General features: G+C 63.0%; 15 protein-coding genes. 6 read left to right on the plus strand and 9 right to left on the minus strand.

Translation table 11 applies throughout. From position 1 onward, the window contains the following. Window positions 1–131: 131 nt before the first annotated feature. The 3 genes from VUN82_06800 to VUN82_06810 form a co-directional block, all read right to left on the minus strand. Window positions 132–1559, minus strand: coding sequence for a class II fumarate hydratase (locus tag VUN82_06800; protein XAS73540.1), 1428 nt, complete (start codon window positions 1557–1559; stop codon window positions 132–134). Window positions 1560–1646: 87 nt separating this feature from the next. Then, window positions 1647–2261 carry a carbonic anhydrase gene (locus tag VUN82_06805; GenBank protein XAS73541.1) on the minus strand — a complete coding sequence of 205 codons (615 nt, stop codon included), beginning with the start codon at window positions 2259–2261 and terminating at the stop codon, window positions 1647–1649. A 56-nt stretch (window positions 2262–2317) separates the two neighbouring features. Next, window positions 2318–3001, minus strand: coding sequence for a DUF4245 domain-containing protein (locus VUN82_06810; protein ID XAS73542.1), 684 nt, complete (start codon window positions 2999–3001; stop codon window positions 2318–2320). A gap of 201 nt (window positions 3002–3202) precedes the next feature. On the opposite strand from VUN82_06810, the gene glpX reads away from it, so the two are divergent. After that, the gene (gene glpX / locus VUN82_06815) at window positions 3203–4225 is read left to right on the plus strand and encodes a class II fructose-bisphosphatase (protein ID XAS74635.1); all 1023 of its coding nucleotides are present in this window, start codon (window positions 3203–3205) and stop codon (window positions 4223–4225) included. A gap of 735 nt (window positions 4226–4960) precedes the next feature. Here glpX and VUN82_06820 read toward each other — a convergent pair. From VUN82_06820 to VUN82_06840, 5 genes are read right to left on the minus strand one after another with little or no spacing between them, the layout of a single operon-like run. Continuing rightward, on the minus strand, window positions 4961–5896 hold the full coding sequence (locus VUN82_06820; GenBank protein XAS74636.1) for a peptidoglycan bridge formation glycyltransferase FemA/FemB family protein: 936 nt from the start codon (window positions 5894–5896) through the stop codon (window positions 4961–4963). Window positions 5897–5898: 2 nt separating this feature from the next. Then, entirely contained in the window at window positions 5899–7149 is a 1251-nt protein-coding gene (gene manA / locus VUN82_06825; GenBank protein XAS73543.1) for a mannose-6-phosphate isomerase, class I, read from the minus strand. A 53-nt stretch (window positions 7150–7202) separates the two neighbouring features. Then, the gene (locus VUN82_06830) at window positions 7203–8843 is read right to left on the minus strand and encodes an LCP family protein (GenBank protein XAS73544.1); all 1641 of its coding nucleotides are present in this window, start codon (window positions 8841–8843) and stop codon (window positions 7203–7205) included. Between the two features lie 11 nt (window positions 8844–8854). Beyond that, a complete protein-coding gene (gene purE, locus VUN82_06835) occupies window positions 8855–9418 on the minus strand; it encodes a 5-(carboxyamino)imidazole ribonucleotide mutase (GenBank protein ID XAS73545.1) in 564 nt (187 codons plus the stop codon). Continuing rightward, window positions 9415–10554: a 5-(carboxyamino)imidazole ribonucleotide synthase gene (locus tag VUN82_06840; protein ID XAS74637.1), complete on the minus strand. Its 1140-nt coding sequence runs from the start codon at window positions 10552–10554 to the stop codon at window positions 9415–9417. The genes purE and VUN82_06840 overlap by 4 nt, the downstream gene beginning before the upstream one ends. A gap of 228 nt (window positions 10555–10782) precedes the next feature. On the opposite strand from VUN82_06840, the gene VUN82_06845 reads away from it, so the two are divergent. Beyond that, window positions 10783–11349, plus strand: a complete 567-nt coding sequence (locus VUN82_06845; GenBank protein XAS73546.1) for a GtrA family protein — start codon at window positions 10783–10785, stop codon at window positions 11347–11349. 2 nt (window positions 11350–11351) lie between these two features. On the opposite strand, the gene VUN82_06850 is transcribed toward VUN82_06845, so the two are convergent. Next, entirely contained in the window at window positions 11352–12047 is a 696-nt protein-coding gene (locus tag VUN82_06850) for a TIGR03089 family protein (GenBank protein ID XAS73547.1), read from the minus strand. Window positions 12048–12412: 365 nt separating this feature from the next. On the opposite strand from VUN82_06850, the gene VUN82_06855 reads away from it, so the two are divergent. The 4 genes from VUN82_06855 (at window position 12413) to VUN82_06870 (ending at window position 19006) form a co-directional block, all read left to right on the plus strand. After that, window positions 12413–12958 (plus strand): WhiB family transcriptional regulator, encoded by a 546-nt coding sequence (locus VUN82_06855; protein XAS73548.1) that lies wholly within the window; start codon window positions 12413–12415, stop codon window positions 12956–12958. After that, window positions 12958–16344 (plus strand): glycosyltransferase, encoded by a 3387-nt coding sequence (locus tag VUN82_06860; protein ID XAS74638.1) that lies wholly within the window; start codon window positions 12958–12960, stop codon window positions 16342–16344. Before VUN82_06855 ends, VUN82_06860 begins: the two co-directional genes overlap by 1 nt. Beyond that, the gene (locus VUN82_06865) at window positions 16337–18016 is read left to right on the plus strand and encodes a DUF5719 family protein (protein ID XAS73549.1); all 1680 of its coding nucleotides are present in this window, start codon (window positions 16337–16339) and stop codon (window positions 18014–18016) included. Before VUN82_06860 ends, VUN82_06865 begins: the two co-directional genes overlap by 8 nt. A gap of 87 nt (window positions 18017–18103) precedes the next feature. Next, entirely contained in the window at window positions 18104–19006 is a 903-nt protein-coding gene (locus VUN82_06870) for an IS982 family transposase (GenBank protein XAS73550.1), read from the plus strand. The last annotated feature ends 28 nt before the right edge of the window (window positions 19007–19034 follow it).

Below are 19034 nucleotides of genomic sequence, written 5' to 3' on the forward strand. Positions count from 1 at the left end.
TTTTGCACTCTTTTATAGAAAGTGCAAAATTTGTAGAGCTTAGGCGCGCGGAGCCTTACGCAAACTCCCGGGCACGCCGACGGCCGGCACCTTTCGTGCGAAAGGTACCGGCCGCCGTCGTGCTTTAAGTATTAGTTCTTGTGAGCCGGGGACGTCATGGTGGTGACGTCGAGAGCCTTGTCGAGCTCTGCCTCGGTGACCTTGCCTTCGCCCTCGCCGACGAAGCCAAGCTTCTCTGTGGCCTGGCGGATGGTCAGGCCCTCCTTGACGGCAATCTTCGCGATCTTCGCGGCGTTCTCGTAGCCGATGAACTTGTTCAACGGGGTCACGATCGAGGGGGAAGCCTCGGCCAGGAAGCGGGCGCGCTCAACGTTGGCGGTGATGCCATCGATCATCTTGTCGGCCATGACGCGGCTGGTGTTGGCCAGCAGGCGGACGGACTCCAACAGATTGGCGGCCATGACAGGGATGCCGACGTTCAATTCGAAGGCGCCGTTGGTCCCGGACCAGGCGATCGCGGTGTCGTTGCCGATAACCTGCGCGCACACCATGATGGAGGCTTCGCAGATGACGGGGTTGACCTTGCCCGGCATGATCGAGGAGCCCGGCTGAAGGTCCGGGATGGCGATTTCGCCCAGGCCCGTGTTGGGGCCGGAGCCCATCCAGCGGAGGTCGTTGTTGATCTTCATGAAGGAGATCGCGATGTTGCGCAGCTGGCTGGAACCCTCGATGAGGCCGTCGCGGTTTGCCTGAGCTTCGAAGTGGTCGCGGGCCTCGGTCAGCGGCAGCCCGGTGTCGGCTGCGAGCAGTTCGATGACGCGCTCCGGGAAGCCGGCAGGAGTGTTGATGCCGGTGCCAACAGCCGTGCCACCAAGGGGGACCTCCGCGACGCGGGGGAGTGCTGCGTTGATGCGCTCAATGCCGTAACGGACCTGGGCGGCGTAGCCACCGAACTCCTGGCCGAGCATCACCGGCGTGGCATCCATGAGGTGCGTGCGGCCGGACTTGACGACGTCCTTGAACTCCTCGGCCTTACGGTCCAAGGATGCTGCCAGGTATTCCAGGGCGGGGATCAGGTCATTGATCAGGGCCGAGGTGGCGGCAACGTGGACGGATGTGGGGAACACGTCGTTGGAGGACTGCGAAGCGTTCACGTGGTCGTTGGGGTGGACCACTTTGTCGCTGCCCGCAGCTGCGAGGGCACGTGAAGCGAGCTCTGCGATGACCTCGTTGGTGTTCATGTTGGAGGAAGTGCCCGAGCCGGTCTGGAAGACGTCAATCGGGAAGTCGCCGTCGTACTTGCCCGTTGCCACCTCATCGGCAGCTGCGGCGATGGCCTCGGCGAGCTCACCATCGAGCACCCCCAGTTCGGCGTTCGCCAGTGCAGCGGCCTTCTTGACGCGTGCAAGGGCTTCGATGTGAGTGCGCTCAAGCGTCTTGCCGGAGATGGGGAAGTTCTCCACAGCACGCTGCGTCTGGGCGCGGTACAGGGCGTTCACGGGGACGCGAACTTCGCCCATCGTGTCATGTTCAATACGGAACTCAGTGGTGGAAGTCATGGGGCTAGCTTAGGGCGATTGGGTGCCGCATCGAAAACCCGGAATGGAGTGCTACGTGCTCCGGCACGAAGGCCGGAGCACGGTCCACTAAAGCTTGCCGATCCCGGAAACGAGGGCCGCACGGCCTTCATCGAGCTTGTAGGACAAGCCCACCACAGCCACTCGGCCTTCGTCGATGGCGTCCGAAATCACACGCGAGCTGTCGGCCAGCCGCGCTGAGGTTTGCTTGACGTGCTCCACCACCATGTCGTTCACGTCTTCCTGTTCGTTGCGCAGGGAGGTCAGTACGGACGGGGTGATGCGTTCCACGAGGTCGCGGATGAACCCTGCAGGCATCTCGCCGGTTTCCACGGCGGCCTTGGTAGCCGTCACGGCTCCGCAGCTGTCGTGGCCAAGGATGACTATCAACGGAACGCCGAGCTCGGCAATGCTGTACTCAAGGGAACCGAGGACGGCGTCGTCGATCACCTGGCCGGCAGTACGCACCACAAAGGCGTCGCCCAAGCCGAGATCGAAGATGATCTCTGCGGCGAGACGGGAGTCGGAGCAGCCAAAGATGACGGCGAAGGGGTTCTGGTTCTCGATGAGTGACGAGCGCCGGGACGCGTCCTGGTTGGGGTGCAGGGATTCGCCGGCGACAAAGCGTTCGTTGCCCTCTTGGAGGCGGCGCCAGGCAAGGGCGGGAGTCAGATAAGTAGGCACCTGATTACTTTACGGCCCGGAGGTGGCGTGCCGTAAAACTGTTGCGCCGCGTGTGCTTATGAGGACGGCGCTGCAGATTCTGACGCTGCAGCGGCTTGGTCCGCAGACTTAACCACGGCGGCGGCGAGCGTGGCGAACTCTGCAAGGTTGGCCGTGCCGCTCAGGATGATAGTGGTTCCGCGGTAGTTGAGAACCATGCTGCGCTTGTCCTTGCCGGAATCGTGGAGCTCCCAATCCTGGCCACCGGCGTTACGGGTGCCGGTTACTGGCATGTTGCCGGTCTGCTGCAGCACCCATGTGGGATTCGCCTTGGTGGTCTGGGTGAGGCCGATGAAGGCCTCCTTGGGAGTCAGGTAACCAACTTCCCACGTGGGCACGCCCGTTCCCGTGCCGGATTCCCAGCGGGCGTAATTCGGCTTGAATGTGTCGCCGGTTTCCGGCGTGACAGGTGTGAATCCCGCCACATCGGCAGCGTTGCGGGCTATGGAAGCAACGTCAACGGCCGGCCGAAAGCCCTCACCCTTCGGAGCGGGGTTCATCAACACAATAGGAAGGAATGCCAGGACACACAGCACCAGGGCAATGATCATGCCAATGACAGAGGCATTGGCCCGCTTGGCGGCTTTTGCCGGAATGACGGGTTTATAAGGGGCATCCATGGCATCCGGGGCGCTGTTGGGGGTTGCCTCTGCGGCCTTGGGCTGGTTGCCGGCAGCGGGCTTGTCCTGCGTTTCACTCACCCCTCCATAGTCCCTCATCCCGGCTGTGAACACACAACCGGGAACCTCACCGCAGGAATTGCCGGCCGTGGTCATCCAGCGACTCCAAACGCATGCGGCGACTATGATCGTTCATAGAGGGACCCCAGGTTGCCTCGTGCAACCGTGTTCCGGTCCCGTGAATCGTCACTCGAAGAAGAGGTTCAAGTGTCTCCTGCACCAATGACCCAGCAGTATTCCACGATTTCGCCGTCGCTCGCCGTCGGCACCGACGAACCCGACCGCAACCTGGCGCTGGAACTCGTCCGTGTCACCGAGGCCGCGGCAATTGCCGGTGGCCACTGGGTAGGTTTCGGCGACAAGAACAAGGCAGACGGCGCCGCCGTCGACGCCATGCGTTCGTTCCTTCACACCGTCCACTTCAATGGCGTCGTGGTCATCGGTGAAGGCGAAAAAGACGAAGCCCCCATGTTGTTCAATGGCGAGCAGGTTGGTGACGGCACCGGTCCCGAGTGCGATGTCGCCGTGGACCCCATCGACGGAACCCGCCTGACCGCCCTCGGCATCAACAACGCCCTTGCCGTCCTGGCAGTTGCCGAACGCGGCTCCATGTTCGATCCGTCCGCGGTCTTCTACATGGAAAAGCTCGTCACAGGCCCTGAAGCTGCCGACATGGTGGACCTGCGCCTGCCCGTGAAGCAGAACCTGCACCTGATCGCCAAAGCCAAGGGCGTCAAGGTCAACCAGCTCAACGTCATGATCCTGGACCGCGACCGGCACCGCCCGCTCGTGGAAGAAATCCGCGAAGCCGGTGCACGCACCAAATTCATCATGGACGGCGACGTCGCAGGTGCCATCGCCGCAGCCCGGTCCGGAACCGGCGTCGACGCGCTGATGGGCATCGGTGGAACCCCGGAAGGCATCGTTGCCGCCTGCGCCATCAAGTCCCTCGGCGGTGTTATCCAAGGCCGCCTGTGGCCCACGTCGGACGACGAGAAGCAGAAAGCGATCGACGCCGGACACGACCTCGACCGCGTCCTCTCCACCAACGACCTCGTCACCTCGGACAACTGCTACTTCGCGGCCACCGGCATCACCGACGGCGACCTCCTCCGCGGCGTTCGCTACTCGAAGGACCGCGTACTGACGCAGTCCATCGTGATGCGTTCCAAGTCCGGCACCGTTCGGTTCGTTGATGCTGAGCACCACGCATCCAAGTGGGAGACGTACGCGCGCAAGCCGTAACCCCTCCCTGCTTGTCGCGCCTTGAGCGCGAAAAAGCGCCCCATCGCTCTGCGGCTATCTCCTCGTACCTCGTCGATTTGATGCCGCTGACGCGATAGGGCGCTTTTTCGCTGTCTGGGTGCGTTTGCGCCAGCCGGCTCCGGTTGCGCGCGATTTTTTTGGGGGGTGGTGACACCTGAGCTCGATTTCGCTGCGCAAATGGAGTGGGGACGCGCGGATTTGGGTGTCGGGGGTCTGTTGGTGAGTCACCCGGGATGATGCCTGTCGGCAGCCGGGGCACGAGGTGCGCTTCCGCGTTAGGTTCGACGGCGGCGCTCGGGCGAGTGCCGCCGTCGTGCTTTCCGGGGTGGGCGGCCGCCGTGGGTGTGCCGTCGCCACCTACTTTGATCCTGCAGGCCGTCCGACATGCCGTCATTCCGGGCGTGTCGCAGTGAGTGTTGACTCAAAGAGGGTCATGACGGTACGCGGCCCTGGCCGTTGCCGGGTCGCCGGGGAAGGTGCATGTGGTCAGCCGGGGCACGAGGTGCGCGTCCGGGTTAGGTTCGACGGCGGCGCTCGGGCGAGTGCCGCCGTCGTGCTTTCCGGGGTGGGCGGCCCCTGTGGTTGTGCCGTCGCGACCTACTTTGAGGCTGTACGTGGTCCGACACGCCGGGATGGCCGGCGTGTCACCGCGTCGGCGGCGTCAAAGTGGGTGGTGGAGGTACGCGTTCCTTGTGTTGACTTGGGGGAACTGGCCTAGCGGAGTTTGTCGCGGAGTTTTCTGGCCAGTTGGTAGGCGCCGTAGCGGAGTTTGTTCACTGGGAGGTCCCAGGTGCCGGGGTAGGCTACTTCGCGACCACCGAAGGATTTCTTGAAGGACGTGAAGCCCGCCCATTTGTGGTCCGGCTGGTCTTCAGGGGCCACGCCCCAGAGATCCACCTGCTTCAGGCCCTTCTCCTTGGCATCTGCCATGAGAGTGACCAGGAGCGGAATGCCGGCACTGAGCTTGCGGTGGGTGTCATCCAGGGCGGCATGGGCATAGGTTCGCGTGTCCGAGGAATCGTAAGTGAAAGCTGCAGCGATCGGCTCGCCCTCGAGTTCGGCTATGAACAGCGTTCCGGCGCCGGACGGTAGCAAAGATTCAGCCACCTGGGTGAGGTACTCATCGCTTTGTGGCTTGAAGCCGTTGCGTGCTGCCGTCAGGTGGAGGAAATGCAGGAGAACTTTGATGTCCGCAGGATCCTGGGACGCGCGGAACGTCACGCCCTTCTTGTGGATGTTGCGGTAGAGGTTCCGGTTGGTCGGCTTCATTGCGGCAAGAACGTCCTTGAAATCGCCCTCAAGGTCCACGATCCAACTCAACTCCGGCTGTAGGTTGACGGGTGCCGGCTGCAGGCCGCGGGAACGAAGGAGCGCATCGGCCTCGGATGCTGTGAAGCCGGCTGATACAGGTTCCATGCGCACGAAGACAGCACGTTCCTTCTTCGCCAATTCCACCAAGGCCGCCGTCGCGGCGTCGAAGGCGTCCACGGACTTTGCCACAGGCCCATAAGGGGCGTAGATGACTTTGCCGGCCGGGTTCTTTTCCTCTATCGCGAGGAAGCTCCATCCGGGACCTGACTGCTCGTGGACCCGGCGGCCGAGCGAGCGCTGGACGGCAGCCCAAGCGGGGGTCTGCAGAAAGAAGTCCACGCTCACTTACCCAATCCTGTGGTCACGGCGAAGGCAATACTCGTTTCGGTGGCGCCTTGCACAGGATGAACATTCACTGGGTTTTCTACCTCAGGGATGAAGGCGGCGCCGCCTCGCTGCAGCGGGAGGTCGCTCTTGGGCGAGTCGAGCACCACGGAACCGGCAACAACCACGACGACGGCGGGACCGGACTGTGCCAGCGGCACCGGTTCGGCACCCGGGCCAAGTTCGATCCGTTGGAGCTGAAACTCCTTGAACGGCGGGCGGTATAGTTCCTGGCCGAACTCCGTGCCGCTGGCTTCAACGTGGGGCACACCCATCGATTCGAAGCGGATGGTCTTGATCAGTTCCGGGACGTCCACATGCTTGGGGGTGAGTCCGCCGCGCAGCACATTGTCCGAGGAAGCCATGACTTCTACGCCCAGACCGTGAAGGTAGGCGTGGATGTTGCCGGCCGGCAGGTACACGGCCTCGCCCGGCTGCAGGGAAAGGTGGTTGAGGAGCAGGGAAATGAGCACACCAGGATCGTCGGGGAAGGCCTCGTTGATTCCGAGCATCGCCGCCAGCGCATCCTGGTGCGGCTCTTGGGGAGCACCTGCACGCAGGACGGCCTCTACCTCGTGAATGGCATCCGAGACCTCGCTGCCGCCCTCGATCAGGCGTGTGAAGGCAGCTTTGAGGGCTTTGGATTCATTGGGCAGGCTGAGGTCGGAAATTACGCCGCTGATGATTGCGGGGACCTCCACCGCGGCGGAGTCCAGCACTTTGGCAAGGTGCTCAAAAACACCTTTGGCTGCTGCAGGGGAGCGGAACCCACACAATGCCCGGAACGGCGTGAGTGCAAAAATCATCTCCGGCTTGTGGTTATCGTCCCGGTAGTTGCGTTCGGAGGAATCAGCGGGGATCCCTGCGGCATTCTCGCGGGCGAAGCCTTCGCGTGCTTGTTCCAAGCTAGGGTGCACCTGCAAAGAAAGTGGCTGCTCTGCGGCCAGAATCTTGGTAAGGAAGGGAAGCCGGGGCCCGAACTCGGCAAGGCTGTCGGCTCCCAGGAAATGGGTAGGATCCGAGGCGATCAGTGCGTCAAGTGGTTGCGTGACCCCATTTGGATGAATGGCTGTGGACGGGGAATCAGGGTGGGCGCCGATCCACATTTCTGCCTCCGGACCACCTGACGCGGGCCGCCCCAGCAAGCCGGCAATCGCCGTCGTCGAACCCCACGCGTAGGGTCGCAAAACATTCTCAATCTGGTACACGAAGGAAAGTCCTTATCGTCGCGCTGAACGTGAGGTGGTGGTGCTGCTGCGGGCTACAGCGGGGCGCATTGCCCATTGGTTGCCACGAGATCCCGGATGCCTTGCTCGTCGCCCTGGGCCTTGAGGCCGTTGAGCAGTTCTTCCGTGATGGGCGTACCGTCCGGCGTGGTGGTCACCGGCGTGAAGTCCGAGGACGACGGCGAGGGCTGCTGGCCCGCGGGCATAGCGGCCGGGAAGCTGCCGGGGACTGGGCCCGCTGCCGCGACATTGGAACCCACACTGCCGTTGTTGGACACCATGGAGTCATCGGCCTTGGGGCTGTTCTGGGAGGTCAGCAGTTCCTGGACCTTGGAGTGAATCAGGTCGAAATCCGGCACCGTGGAGAACGATGCATCGAAATCGGGAGGGCCAATAGTGAGGCGCTTGACCGGTTGGCCCTTGGACTTCAAGGCAAGGTCCACGAAGCTTCCGAGCTGCGCGGAGGAGATGTTGGATTCCACCACCTTTGTGCCTGCGTTGGCGATGTCCTCGAACTTGGTCAGCAACGTGCCGGGGTCCAGCTGCTTGAGCATGGCCTGCTGTACACATTGCTGGCGCGCAATACGGGCGTAGTCGTCAACGAATTCACGGGAACGGCCGTACCAGAGGGCGTGGAAGCCGTCCAAGTGTTGGTCGCCGGCAGGGATCCAGCCATCGGGCATGCCGTGGATCCCGTTGGCCTCGTCAGTGACAGGACCACTGATAGGTACCCAGCCGCCAGCCTTGATGCGGATGCCGCCCATGGCGTCGATGAGCTTGGCGAACCCGTCCATATCCACCAGCACATAGGCCTGCACCGTGATACCCAAGGTCCCGGACACCGCTTCCAGTGTTGCCTGGGCGCCAGGATCGGCAACGCCCGGGTACAGGTCCTTGTGATTGTTGGTGACCTCGGTGTTGACGGCGTTGATGAGGCATTCATCGCCGCAGTTATAGCCGTCGGGGTAGATCTTCCGCATGGGGGATCCCTCACTGAACTGTGCGTTCTGGAGGTTCCTGGGTACGGAAATGATGGCACTTTCACCTGTTTTGGCGTCAACACTGATGACCGACAGGCTGTCCGGACGCCGACCCGTGCGGTCGTCACCGGCGTCGCCGCCCATCATCAGGAAGTTGTAGCGGCCATCTACAGGATCGATGGCAGGGCCCGCGTTGAAGATGCTGCCAATCGCGTTGCGGCTGACGTTCAACACGTAGGCAAGGTAGCCCAATGACCCGCTGGCCACAACTGTCGTTACTGCAAGGACGACGGCAATGATGGGCCGCATCCCGGGCGCCAGCAGGTTGGGCCGGATGATCCGCAAGGTGTTCAGGAACAGGTAGGCCCAGCCCAAAGCCAAAGCAACGAGGACAACGATGATGAACAGCGAGCCCACGGGATGAGTGACGATGCTGAGCAGCATGCTCCGGTTCACCAGGGCAATCAAGAGCGTCAGCAAAGCCAGCGCCCACACAGTGAGTGTGATGCGAAGGGCGAGGCGGCCCAGCTTGCGGTCACCTGCCACGATTTGGGCACTGCCGGGGATGAAGAGGGTGAGGAGGACCAGCACGAAGGCGCGTTTGGTCCGCACCGGGGCGCTGGCCCCGGATGGATAGCGGACTGGATCAGTCAGGGCGGCGCCGGACTGATTTGGGTTCTTGTGCATGGTGGTCATCCGCTGCCGTCCTAGTGGCTGCTCCGGGCGGAAGCATTTGCTGGGGAAAAGACCTCTTCAACCTTATGGCGCAGGTTTTCGCCCTTCTTGGTGGCGACGTCGTTCAACTCCTGGGCGAATTTGAGCAAGTCTTCGCGAAGGCGGTCTGCGAGTTCGTCTGTGCCGGAGGCGAGCATCCGTACAGCAAGGAGTCCTGCGTTGCGGGCACCGGCGATGGAGACAGTGGCAACCGGAACTCCGGCAGGCATTTGAACGATGGACAACAGTGAGTCCATGCCGTCCAGTGTCTTCAATGGAACCGGGACGCCGATGACAGGCAGGGGAGTGACCGAAGCCAACATTCCAGGAAGGTGGGCGGCCCCGCCTGCTCCGGCGATGATGACGCGAAGGCCGCGCTCGTGCGCAGTCTGGCCATAGCGGATCATCTCAGTGGGCATGCGGTGCGCCGAGACGACGTCCGCTTCAAAGGGGATGCCGAACTCAGCCAAGGCGTCCGCGGCGGCTTCCATGACAGGCCAGTCGGAGTCGGAGCCCATCACGAGACCTACGAGCGGGGCTGTTGATGCTGATGTCATTCGGTCTCCTCGTGGGTGGTCTGTGCGGGCATCCGGCCGTCACGGATGATGTTGGCTACTGCCGTGGCGCGTTGGCGGATGGAATCTACCTCCGAGGTAGATGTGCCAGCCAGATTGACATGCCCGATCTTCCGCCCCGCCCGTACGGACTTGCCGTAGCAGTGCACCTTTGCTGCCGGTTCGTAAGCCAAGGCCATGGGGAAGGCTTCGAAGAGGTTCTGGTTATCCCCACCCAGGAAATTCTTCATGACAAATACCGGCGCCACAGCATCCGTGGCGCCCAGCGGCAGGTCCAGCACCGCACGCAGATGCTGTTCGAATTGGCTGGTGATGGATCCGTCCTGCGTCCAATGGCCTGTGTTGTGGGGGCGCATGGCGAGTTCGTTGATGAGGAAGCCCGCGCCAACCCCAGGGGTTTCAAAGAGCTCGGCAGCCATGACACCCGTAACACCGAGTTCGTTGGCGATCCGAAGTGCAGCCCCCTCGGCTGCGGCGGCAACTTCGAGTGGAATGTTCTGTGCGGGGGCGATAACTTCGTCGCACACACCGTCTACCTGAATGGTGTGAACTACCGGCCAGGCGCGTGATTCACCACTTGGTGTGCGGGCTACAAGGGCGGAGAGCTCGCGGCTGAAGTCCACCTTGGCTTCGGCAAGCAGGGGGCTCATGGCCTGGAACCAGTCCGCAGTACCAGCTGCGTCATCGGCGGAGTCAACAATGCGGACGCCCTTGCCGTCGTAGCCGCCGCGCGGCGTCTTCAGCACCACAGGCCAGCCGATCTTGTCGCCGAAGGCCACCAGTTCTTCTACTGAATCAACGGCGGCCCACTCCGGGTTGGGCAGCCCGAGGCGATCGATGGCCGCGCGCATCACCAGCTTGTCCTGCGCATTTACCAAGGCATCAGGTCCTGGCTGCACATTCACGCCGGCGTCGATCAAGGCACGCAGATGTTGTGTAGGAACGTGTTCGTGATCGAAGGTCAGGACGTCCACGCCCTTGGAGAACTCAAGCAGAGCGTCCAGGTCTTTGTAGTCGCCAATGGGGGCGTTGGCCACAGCGGGGACAGCCGAAACGTCCTCGCCCTCAGCCAAAACGCGTAGTTCGAAGCCTAGAGCGGTAGCAGGCGGGGCCATCATGCGTGCGAGCTGGCCGCCGCCAACAACACCAATTACTGGAAAAGTCACAAGGTTCAGCCTACCGAACCAGCGGCCGGAACACTGATTCAGCCGCTGTAACGTCACCATCTCGATGTGGTGCAGGCCCCCGTATCGGCGTTCTCACAGGGGACTCAAAGGGAACGGTTGGAAATGGGCGCTAAAATGGATGTGGCCCATCGGCCCACTTTTCAACGGCCATGGAGGGTCATGATCACCACACTTGCAGATCGCATCCGCGGACTTGCCTCGCTTTTTTGGCGCGAGGTAGCAAAGTTCGGCGCCGTAGGCGGTGTTGCTTTTGTCATTGACTCGGCAGTTTACATCTGGCTGTTTTCCGGCCCGATGCACGGAAGCGAAGTCTGGGCGAAGGCCATTGCGACGATCGTTGCAAGCGTGTTCTCCTGGGTAGCCAACCGCTTCTGGACCTTCCGTCACCGCAAACAGGCCAACGTGGTCCGTGAAGCCGTTCTGTTTGCCGTCATGAACTTCGTCGGGCTGCTGATTGCCTCCGGTTGCGTGTGGTTCGCCAAGTACGTGCTGGACTTGAATGACAAGCCATCGCTGTTTATCGCAGGAAGCGTCGTGGGACTCGTCCTGGGCACTATTTTCCGGTTCTTCGCATACCGCTTTTGGGTCTTCAACGAAGAGTTGGATGCCGAGCCGGCCTACTCTCACGACCACGAGATCCTGGAGCTCCATCACAAGGAGAAGTCAGCTGCGGAGGCGGGCAGCGGAGGACCTTCAACCGGCGAGCTGCCCTCCATCAAGAACTGATCTCAGGATCGGCTAACGCGCTCATTCTCAAGCAGGTGCCCGGTCACTTCCAGATCGGGATGCACCAGTACCACTGAGCCGTCTTCTTTCCACGCGCCCAACGCCGCTGCCAGCCCCGGCTCCAAACCGTCGGACGCCCGAACCAGCAGCCGGACACCGGGTTCTTGGGGTGCAGCGAATCCGTCCAGAAGGCTGTCATGTGTGTGGCCCGCGCTGCCGCGGACGGCCGGAAGGCTGGCTTCTGGTTCGCTGTGTGCCATGAAGACGTCACCGTGGGACCGTACTTCCGCGGCATAGTCCACGACGCCGGGTGGCAAGTCGCCGGGCCACCGCATCGCAAGTGCCGCGAGCGGCACGGCGACGACCGCCTCGAAGCCGGCCCCGGCGCCGTCGTCGGGAGTGTCTGTTACCAGCAGGTCAGCGGTGGTGCCGTCGAAGACCACCTCCATGCCCAACTGCCAGGCGGCAAGTGCCCACACAAAGGATTTCCAGTGTGCGGGAAGGTCCAACCGGATAGCCTTGCCCGGCTCGGCGTCCAGTTCGTCCTGCAGCAGGTTGCTGGTCTTGGCAACCCAGTTGTCCAAGACCCGCCCGGAGAGCTCCACGCGCTCGGAATCGGGGCCGTACCACGTCAGCCTCGGGGAGGTGGAATGGCCGGATCGCAGGGTGGTCATCAGGTTCGCTGCCGGGATGCTCATGGATCAATCCTGCCACGGTGGGGCCGCCGCCCCACGGGGAAATGTGAAATGCGACACACCTCCGTTAAGTCCAATCGATGGACATCCGGGCGTGGTCTTGGGAATTCCGCGGAATGTCAGGAATTGTTCATGCAAAGTGATGCGGGGCTTCCGTTTTTCCTCCAACCAGTCGCGCCACGGCGGAAAACGTTGGGCGTGGCGCATCCCACGTTTCTACAGATTCTTGATTATTATCCCGGCGCGGCTTGACTGGCGGGTAGTTACACGCGTGTAATTAGTAATCAACGCCGCTGCACAGATTCCCGGAACAACACCGGGGATCGGAAATACATCCAAGCAGCGGCTGCAAAATCAGGAGGGACGCCATGGGGCAAGCGTTGCGTATCCAGGAAGATGCAGTCGTCGCAGAACATGCGTCGGTGAAATACCGTTCGCGGGAGGTACCAGGGGACTGGTACGTGGACCCGGCGGATCCGGAAGCGGCAGACCGATACAACCAGAACGTGCAGCAGTCGTTGGAGGATCAGGCAACTGCCCTCCTCGCTGCACACGAGGCGTTGATTGGCGACCTGCCTGCCGGGCCGGACGAAGATGTGGACGACCCTCCGATGGAGTTGCGTCGTCCTCAGGAAACCCCAGGACAGCCGGTGTGGATCGGACTGCCGAGCCAAGGCGACTTCGATGACGAGGGCGAACTCGGTTGGCAGACAGACGCCCTGTGCGCCCAGACGGATCCGGAAGCATTCTTCCCCGAAAAGGGCGGGTCAACGAGGGATGCGAAGAAGGTCTGCGGAGCGTGCAACGTCCGTTCTCAGTGCCTTGAGTACGCCCTCGCAAACGACGAACGATTCGGCATCTGGGGCGGGCTCTCCGAGCGCGAACGTCGCCGGCTAAGGAAGCGGGCAGTCTAATTCTTAAGGAAGTACACGTTACCGCCGTCGTGGTTTCCCACGACGGCGGGAACTATCTCCCCAGGACCTTGGCGGCACTGTCGGACCAGACGCGTTCGGCAGATGCCGCCATTGGCATTGATACAGGATCCACTGACAACTCCCTCGACTTGCTCCGGGCGGCCTTGGGGCAAGCAAACGTCACCAAGTACGTCCAGCCAAAGTCTGGCTTTGGTGCCGCTGTCCAGGCGGGCCTGGACGAGCTTGCACCCAACGATGGAGCCGAAGACGCTGAAGCGGCCGGTGCTGTCCAATGGATCTGGCTCCTTCACGACGACGCCGCTCCTGCTCCTGACGCCTTGGCCGAGCTTCTCCACGCCGTGGAACGGACCACTTCGGTAACTGTTGCCGGCTGCAAGCAGCTTGGGTGGCACGATGACCGTCATGTGGTGGACGTTGGCTTGTCCACCAGCCGTTGGGCCGAACGCCTCACACTGATCGACGCCGACGAAGTGGACCAAGGGCAATACGATGCCCGCTCTGACACGTTCGCGGTGAACTCTGCCGGCATGTTGATCCGCAGGGACGTTTGGGAGCAGTTGCAGGGTTTTGACCCTGCCTTGCCGGGCAGTGGAGACGACGTCGATTTCTGCTGGCGCAACTGGCTTGCCGGTAACCGCGTGGTGGTGGTGCCAAGCGCGCGCATGTTCCACGTGGAGCACCGGCCGCACGGTCTGGGTACGTCCTCCGCAGCACGCAAAGCACAAATTCACATGCGCCTCAAACACGCGCCGTGGTGGAACCTGCCGTTCCAGGCTGTGGGGGCGCTCTTGGGCGCACTCGTCCGTCTGGTGCTGAGTGTTTTGGTCAAGGAACCGGGCTACGGATTCTCCCAGTTCACGGCCACCGTCGCCGGCTTGGTGCGGCCCCTCGCTATTGCAAGAGGCCGCCGGATTGCCGCGAAGACCCGCCGCTTGCACCGTTCGGTGGTCCGGGGCCTCCAAGCGTCGTCGCGCGAAGTCCGTGCCAACAGGCGTTCCCTGCTGGAGGCCATCCGCCCCAGCGAGGAAACTACTGTGGCCTCGGATCTTCTCGCCCCCGAACCCAGCGGCGATGCCTCTGACGATTTCGCAGCGCTGGCAACCAACGAACGCGGATGGGTTGGCACCGGCGCAGTTGCTGCCGCCCTCATCGCGTTCGCCGCTTCTTTCATTGGGCTCTTCGGCCTCCTTCGCACGGGAACTGTGGCGGGGGGAGGGCTCCTCCCATTGTCCGAGTCACCCTCCGATATCTGGGACAACGCCTCCACGTGGTGGATTTCCCTCGGTGCGGGACTGCCCGGGCACGCCGATCCCTTCGCTTACGTGTTGTGGCTCCTTTCCCTGTTTGGCGGTGGCGATGGCAACTCGGCAACAGTGTGGTTGCTGATCCTGGCCATGCCACTCTCTGCAATCGGTGCCTGGTTCGCTGCAGGGGCTTTGACCACCCGGCGCCGGTTCCGGATTGTTGCCGCTCTTGCCTGGTCCGGGGCGCCTGCACTGCTGGTTGCCATAAACCAGGGCAGGCCAGGTGCTTTGGTGGCCCACGTCCTGATGCCGTTGCTGATGCTGGCGCTAATACGTGCCTCGGGTTCGGCGATAGGCCGTGCCCATGCCACACTGATACCTTTCACGCGTCGCCCGGCCCTCGTGCTCGGTAAACCGGGCATTAACGGCACGCCGTCCTGGACCGCCGCGGCGGCTGCGGGCTTGGCTATGGCTGCGATCACTGCATCGGCACCGTCCCTCTTGGGGCCCATTACGGTGGTCGTCGTCTTGGCAGCCGTGGTGCTCGGACCGCGGGGCAAGACACTCTGGTGGTCGCTTTTGCCCAGCGCCGCACTGTTCATTCCCTATGGAATTTCGGTACTTGACCGCCCCCGGTCCTTGCTGGCCGATCCGGGCTTGCCACTCAGTTTCGACGCGGCCCCACTGTGGCAACAGTTCCTGGGCCAGCCCCTGGCGTTCGAAATGGACGGCGGCCTCACAGGTCTTGGGATGTTCGGGCCTGGCGCTGTGCCCTGGGCTCTGTTGCTTGCTCTGCTGGTCAGCGTGCCAGTACTTCTCCTGGCTGTCGCAGCACTGTTCCTTCCTGGTAAGCGCACCGTCCTGGCACGCGTCTTCTGGTTGGCCGCGCTGGCTACCTTGGCCAGCAGTTGGCTGATGGGCCACGTGGCCACAGGCGTCAACAACAATGTGATTGTTGGTCCCTTCACCGGACCGGCGGTTTCAGCGGCGGGCATCCTGCTGCTCGGTGCGGCGTTGCTCGGCGCCGATAAAATCTTCGCCGTTCCCACCAGGACGACTGATGCCGCCCGTTGGAAGTCGCCCTTGCGGCGCGTAGCTTCGGGCGTGGCACTGGCTCTCCTCGTCTGTGGACCGTTGGCCGGGATGGTGGCATGGGCAGGACAAAACGTCCTGCAGCCCTCATCCGAGGGCCCAACGGCTACCCAAACCGCTGACGCCACACCGTCAGAGGCCAGTAAGAAACCATCTTTGGGCTCGGCCCGCCAAGTGTGGCCGGTGGATAACGACACCTTGCCAGCCACCGCCGTCGACCGCGGAGAGGGACCCGAACGTACGCGGACGTTGGTTATCACCAGCGGCGAGCAGGGTGCCTTTACGTCCTCGCTGATGCGTGGTGCAGGGACTACGCTGGACAACTTGTCCACCATCGCTTCGGCCAGGACCATTATTGGGGCGCCGGGTCGCGAAGAGATTGCTGCCGACGACGCCGCTACCGCCTCCCTCCGCAGGGCAGTGGCCACCATTGTGGCGAGCACAGGGGTGGACCCCCGCAATGATTTGGAGCAGCTCGGCGCCGGTTTCGTGGTGCTCAAGGCCGCTGATGACGCGGCCCAGCTGACCGCCAGCAGGATCGACGCCGTCCCGGGCCTTGTTGCTGTTGGACAAACCGACGCCGGGTGGTTGTGGCGCGTAACCCCGCGGAATTCCGCTGCCGCCACCGCCGCAGACACCACGCACAGGGTGCGCATTCTCAACGCCCAAGGTGAGGCCATCGGCTCTCTGCCCTCAGCTGAGGTGTCCGTTGACGCAGCGGTGCCCGCGGGTGACGAGGGCCGCCGGGTGGTTCTGGCTGAACGGTCCGATCCCGGCTGGCGTGCTTGGATGGATGGGCGACAGCTGAAGTCGGCCACCTCCGGATGGGCCCAGGCTTTCGAACTTCCGGCCAACGGAGGCAACCTGGAAATCCGGTACACCAACCCTTGGGGTCTTTGGTTCGGGATCCTGCAGGCCGTCGTGTTCGGATTGACCGTGCTGCTGGCAGTTCCGATGCCCGCCCGCCGCTCGCGAACCGGCATGTCGAGGGATGAAGTCTCCCTCCGTAAGGAGTACAGCAGTGTCTGAGGACCCAAAGAAGCAGGCGGACGATGACGGGACGCGCAGTTCCACCAAAGATGCACGCAACTCCGCCAAGGATGCCCGCAGTTCCAACAAGGGCGCCCGCAGTTCCAACAAGGGGATCATCACAGGGGTCTTGTCAGCAGCAGTGATCCTGGCGGCGGGAGGCGGAGCAGTCGCGGCCACCTCGATGGTTCCAGCGCCCTCTGGCGGCTCTGCAGTGGACGTCCGGCAAGCCGATGTTCCTGCGGGCCGCTCCCTGGGCGTTTGCCCGGAACCCGCGCGCCTTGTCACGGGAACCGATGTGGACACTGATGCTGAGTTCAGCCCGGTTTCCACCACAGCCACCAGTGCGCTTAACGCACTGGTCCTGAGCAATCCCGCAGGCACCATTCCGGGCAGTAAAGTGATGTCGCTGGCAGGGGACGCAGTTGCGGAAATTGCCAAGACCCCCACGAGCACACCATCGCCCACTTCCGGTCCACCGGTTTTGGCGGCAGCGGCTGCATCCATCAGCCCTGTGACCGCACCTACCGTGGTGGCTGCTGACCCGATCGGAAACGAACAAGCCTCCTTGGCCGCGAACCTGAGCTATTCAGCCAAGGACGGCGACCTCCGCGGCCTTGCGGCGGCTCCGTGTCAGCAACCCGGAAACGACGCTTGGCTTTTGGGTGCGGACACCGCGCTTGGCCGGACGGCGGTCCTGAACCTCAGCAATGCATCGGAAACGCCCGCAACCGTCAACCTGGACCTCTTTGGCGCCCAGGGACAGATCCAGGCGCCTGGCGCACGGGGTCTTTTGGTGGCTCCAGGGACAACGCGCGCGGTAAACCTTGCCGGCCTTGCCCCCGGCGAATCCCAACTGGCAGTGCACGTACGCAGCTCGGGCGGACCCGTCGCAGGGACCATCCAGCAGAGCGTGCTGCGTGGACTTGTGCCGGGTGGGGTGGAGTTCCTGTCCCCAGGTTCCGGGCCGTCCAATCTCCAGGTGATGGCCGGCGTCGACATTCAGGATGCAGCAGCGATCAAGGCGCTGGGCAGCAAATCGGGCTTCGCCGATGCTGTTCCCGCGCTTCAAATAGCCGTACCTGGGTCCACGGACGCCGTGGTTCAAGTCCGGCTGTACGGCGCCAACGGTGAGCGCCAGCTCCCCAACGGGGGAGTAGTCACCGTCAAAGGCGGCACCGTAGCTACGTTGGACCTCGACGGCGTTCCTGCCGGCAGCTACACCGTGAGCGCAAGTTCCGACGTCGCGTTCGTAGCTGCTACCCGGATTGCACGGGGGGCTAAAGCGGAGGAACCAACGGATTTCGCTTGGTCGCCGTCCTCGGCCCGCCTGGGAAGCCAGCATCTGGTCGCAGTGCCCCGTGACGGGCAGAGCTTCTTCAGCTTCGGTGTCCCGGAGGGACGGGCAACTGTCAGCTATGCACCGGTGACAGCCGATGGGAAGGTGGGCAAGTCCGTGGACGTGGACATGTCCGGGGGCACAACATCTCTGATCGAACTTCCAGCAAAATCCGGACAGGCAGTGGTTGCCGGGTACGTGGTTTCAGCATCAGGGGACCCTGTGTATGGGGCACTTGTCCTGGGTAGGCAGGACCGCGCCGACGTCTCAGTTCTGGGCATCCAGGATGCTGCTGCGGGGCTCGAAAAAGTTCCCGTGACAGTGGGCTACTAGGCGTTAAGGCCACTAGATGACTAAGTCCTATTGCCGTGGCGGGCGCGGGAGCTTTTAAAGTAAGGCGGAGAGTGTTAAGCCGAGTTTGTGAACACGCAACTAAACACTCTCCTGACCACACTTTACGTCTATTTGGATGACCATGTGCTGCCGGACCTGGGTGTGTCCAGGGCTCGCCGGCCGGGCCGGAAACCGGTGCTGAGCGACGCTGAGCTGCTCTGCCTGGCCGTGGCACAGCACCTGCTCGGCTTCTCCTCGGAGACCAGGTGGATCCGTTATTCACGGATCCACCTGTCCGGCATGTTCCCGGGCATTCCGCACCAATCCGGCTATAACAAGCGTCTCCGGGCCGCGGGCCCTGTGATCGCGGCCGCCATCACCGCGCTGGCACGGGACACCCCGTCCTGGCACGAGGTCCTGCGCCTGGTCGATTCCACCCCCGTGCCGTGCGGCATGTCCCGGGAAACCGTCAAACGCTCCGACCTGTCCGGGCACGCCGGCTACGGCTACTGTGCCTCCCACTCCCGGTTCTTCTGGGGCCTGCGTCTCTACCTGATCAGCACCCCTGAAGGCATGCCCGTGATCTGGGGCCTGGCGAACCCGAAGATCGGTGAACGCGAGGTCACCCAGGCCCTACTCGAACACGACCACCACCTCATCCGGGCCGGGCAGGTCATCCTCGGGGACAAAGGCTTCGCCGGCCGCGACTTCGAACGGTTCATCACCGAGGACCTCGGCGCGCACCTGATCCGCCCGGACCGCAAGGACGAGAAACCCCGCTTCGGCAAACTCGGCGGCATCCGACAATGGATTGAATCCGTCTTCGACACCCTCAAGGGCCAACTCGGCCTCGAAGAACACGGCGGACGGACCATGGCCGGCGTCTACGCCCGGGTAGCTGCCAGACTCCTCGCCCTTGCCGCAGGCATCTGGCACAACTGGCGCATCAACGCGCCCCGCAAACGCTCACTCATCGCCTACGACCACTAAATCCAATAGGACTTAATCATCTAGGCGT

This window comes from Micrococcaceae bacterium Sec5.1 (assembly GCA_039636795.1).
In the GTDB taxonomy this organism is placed as follows: Bacteria; Actinomycetota; Actinomycetes; order Actinomycetales; family Micrococcaceae; genus Arthrobacter.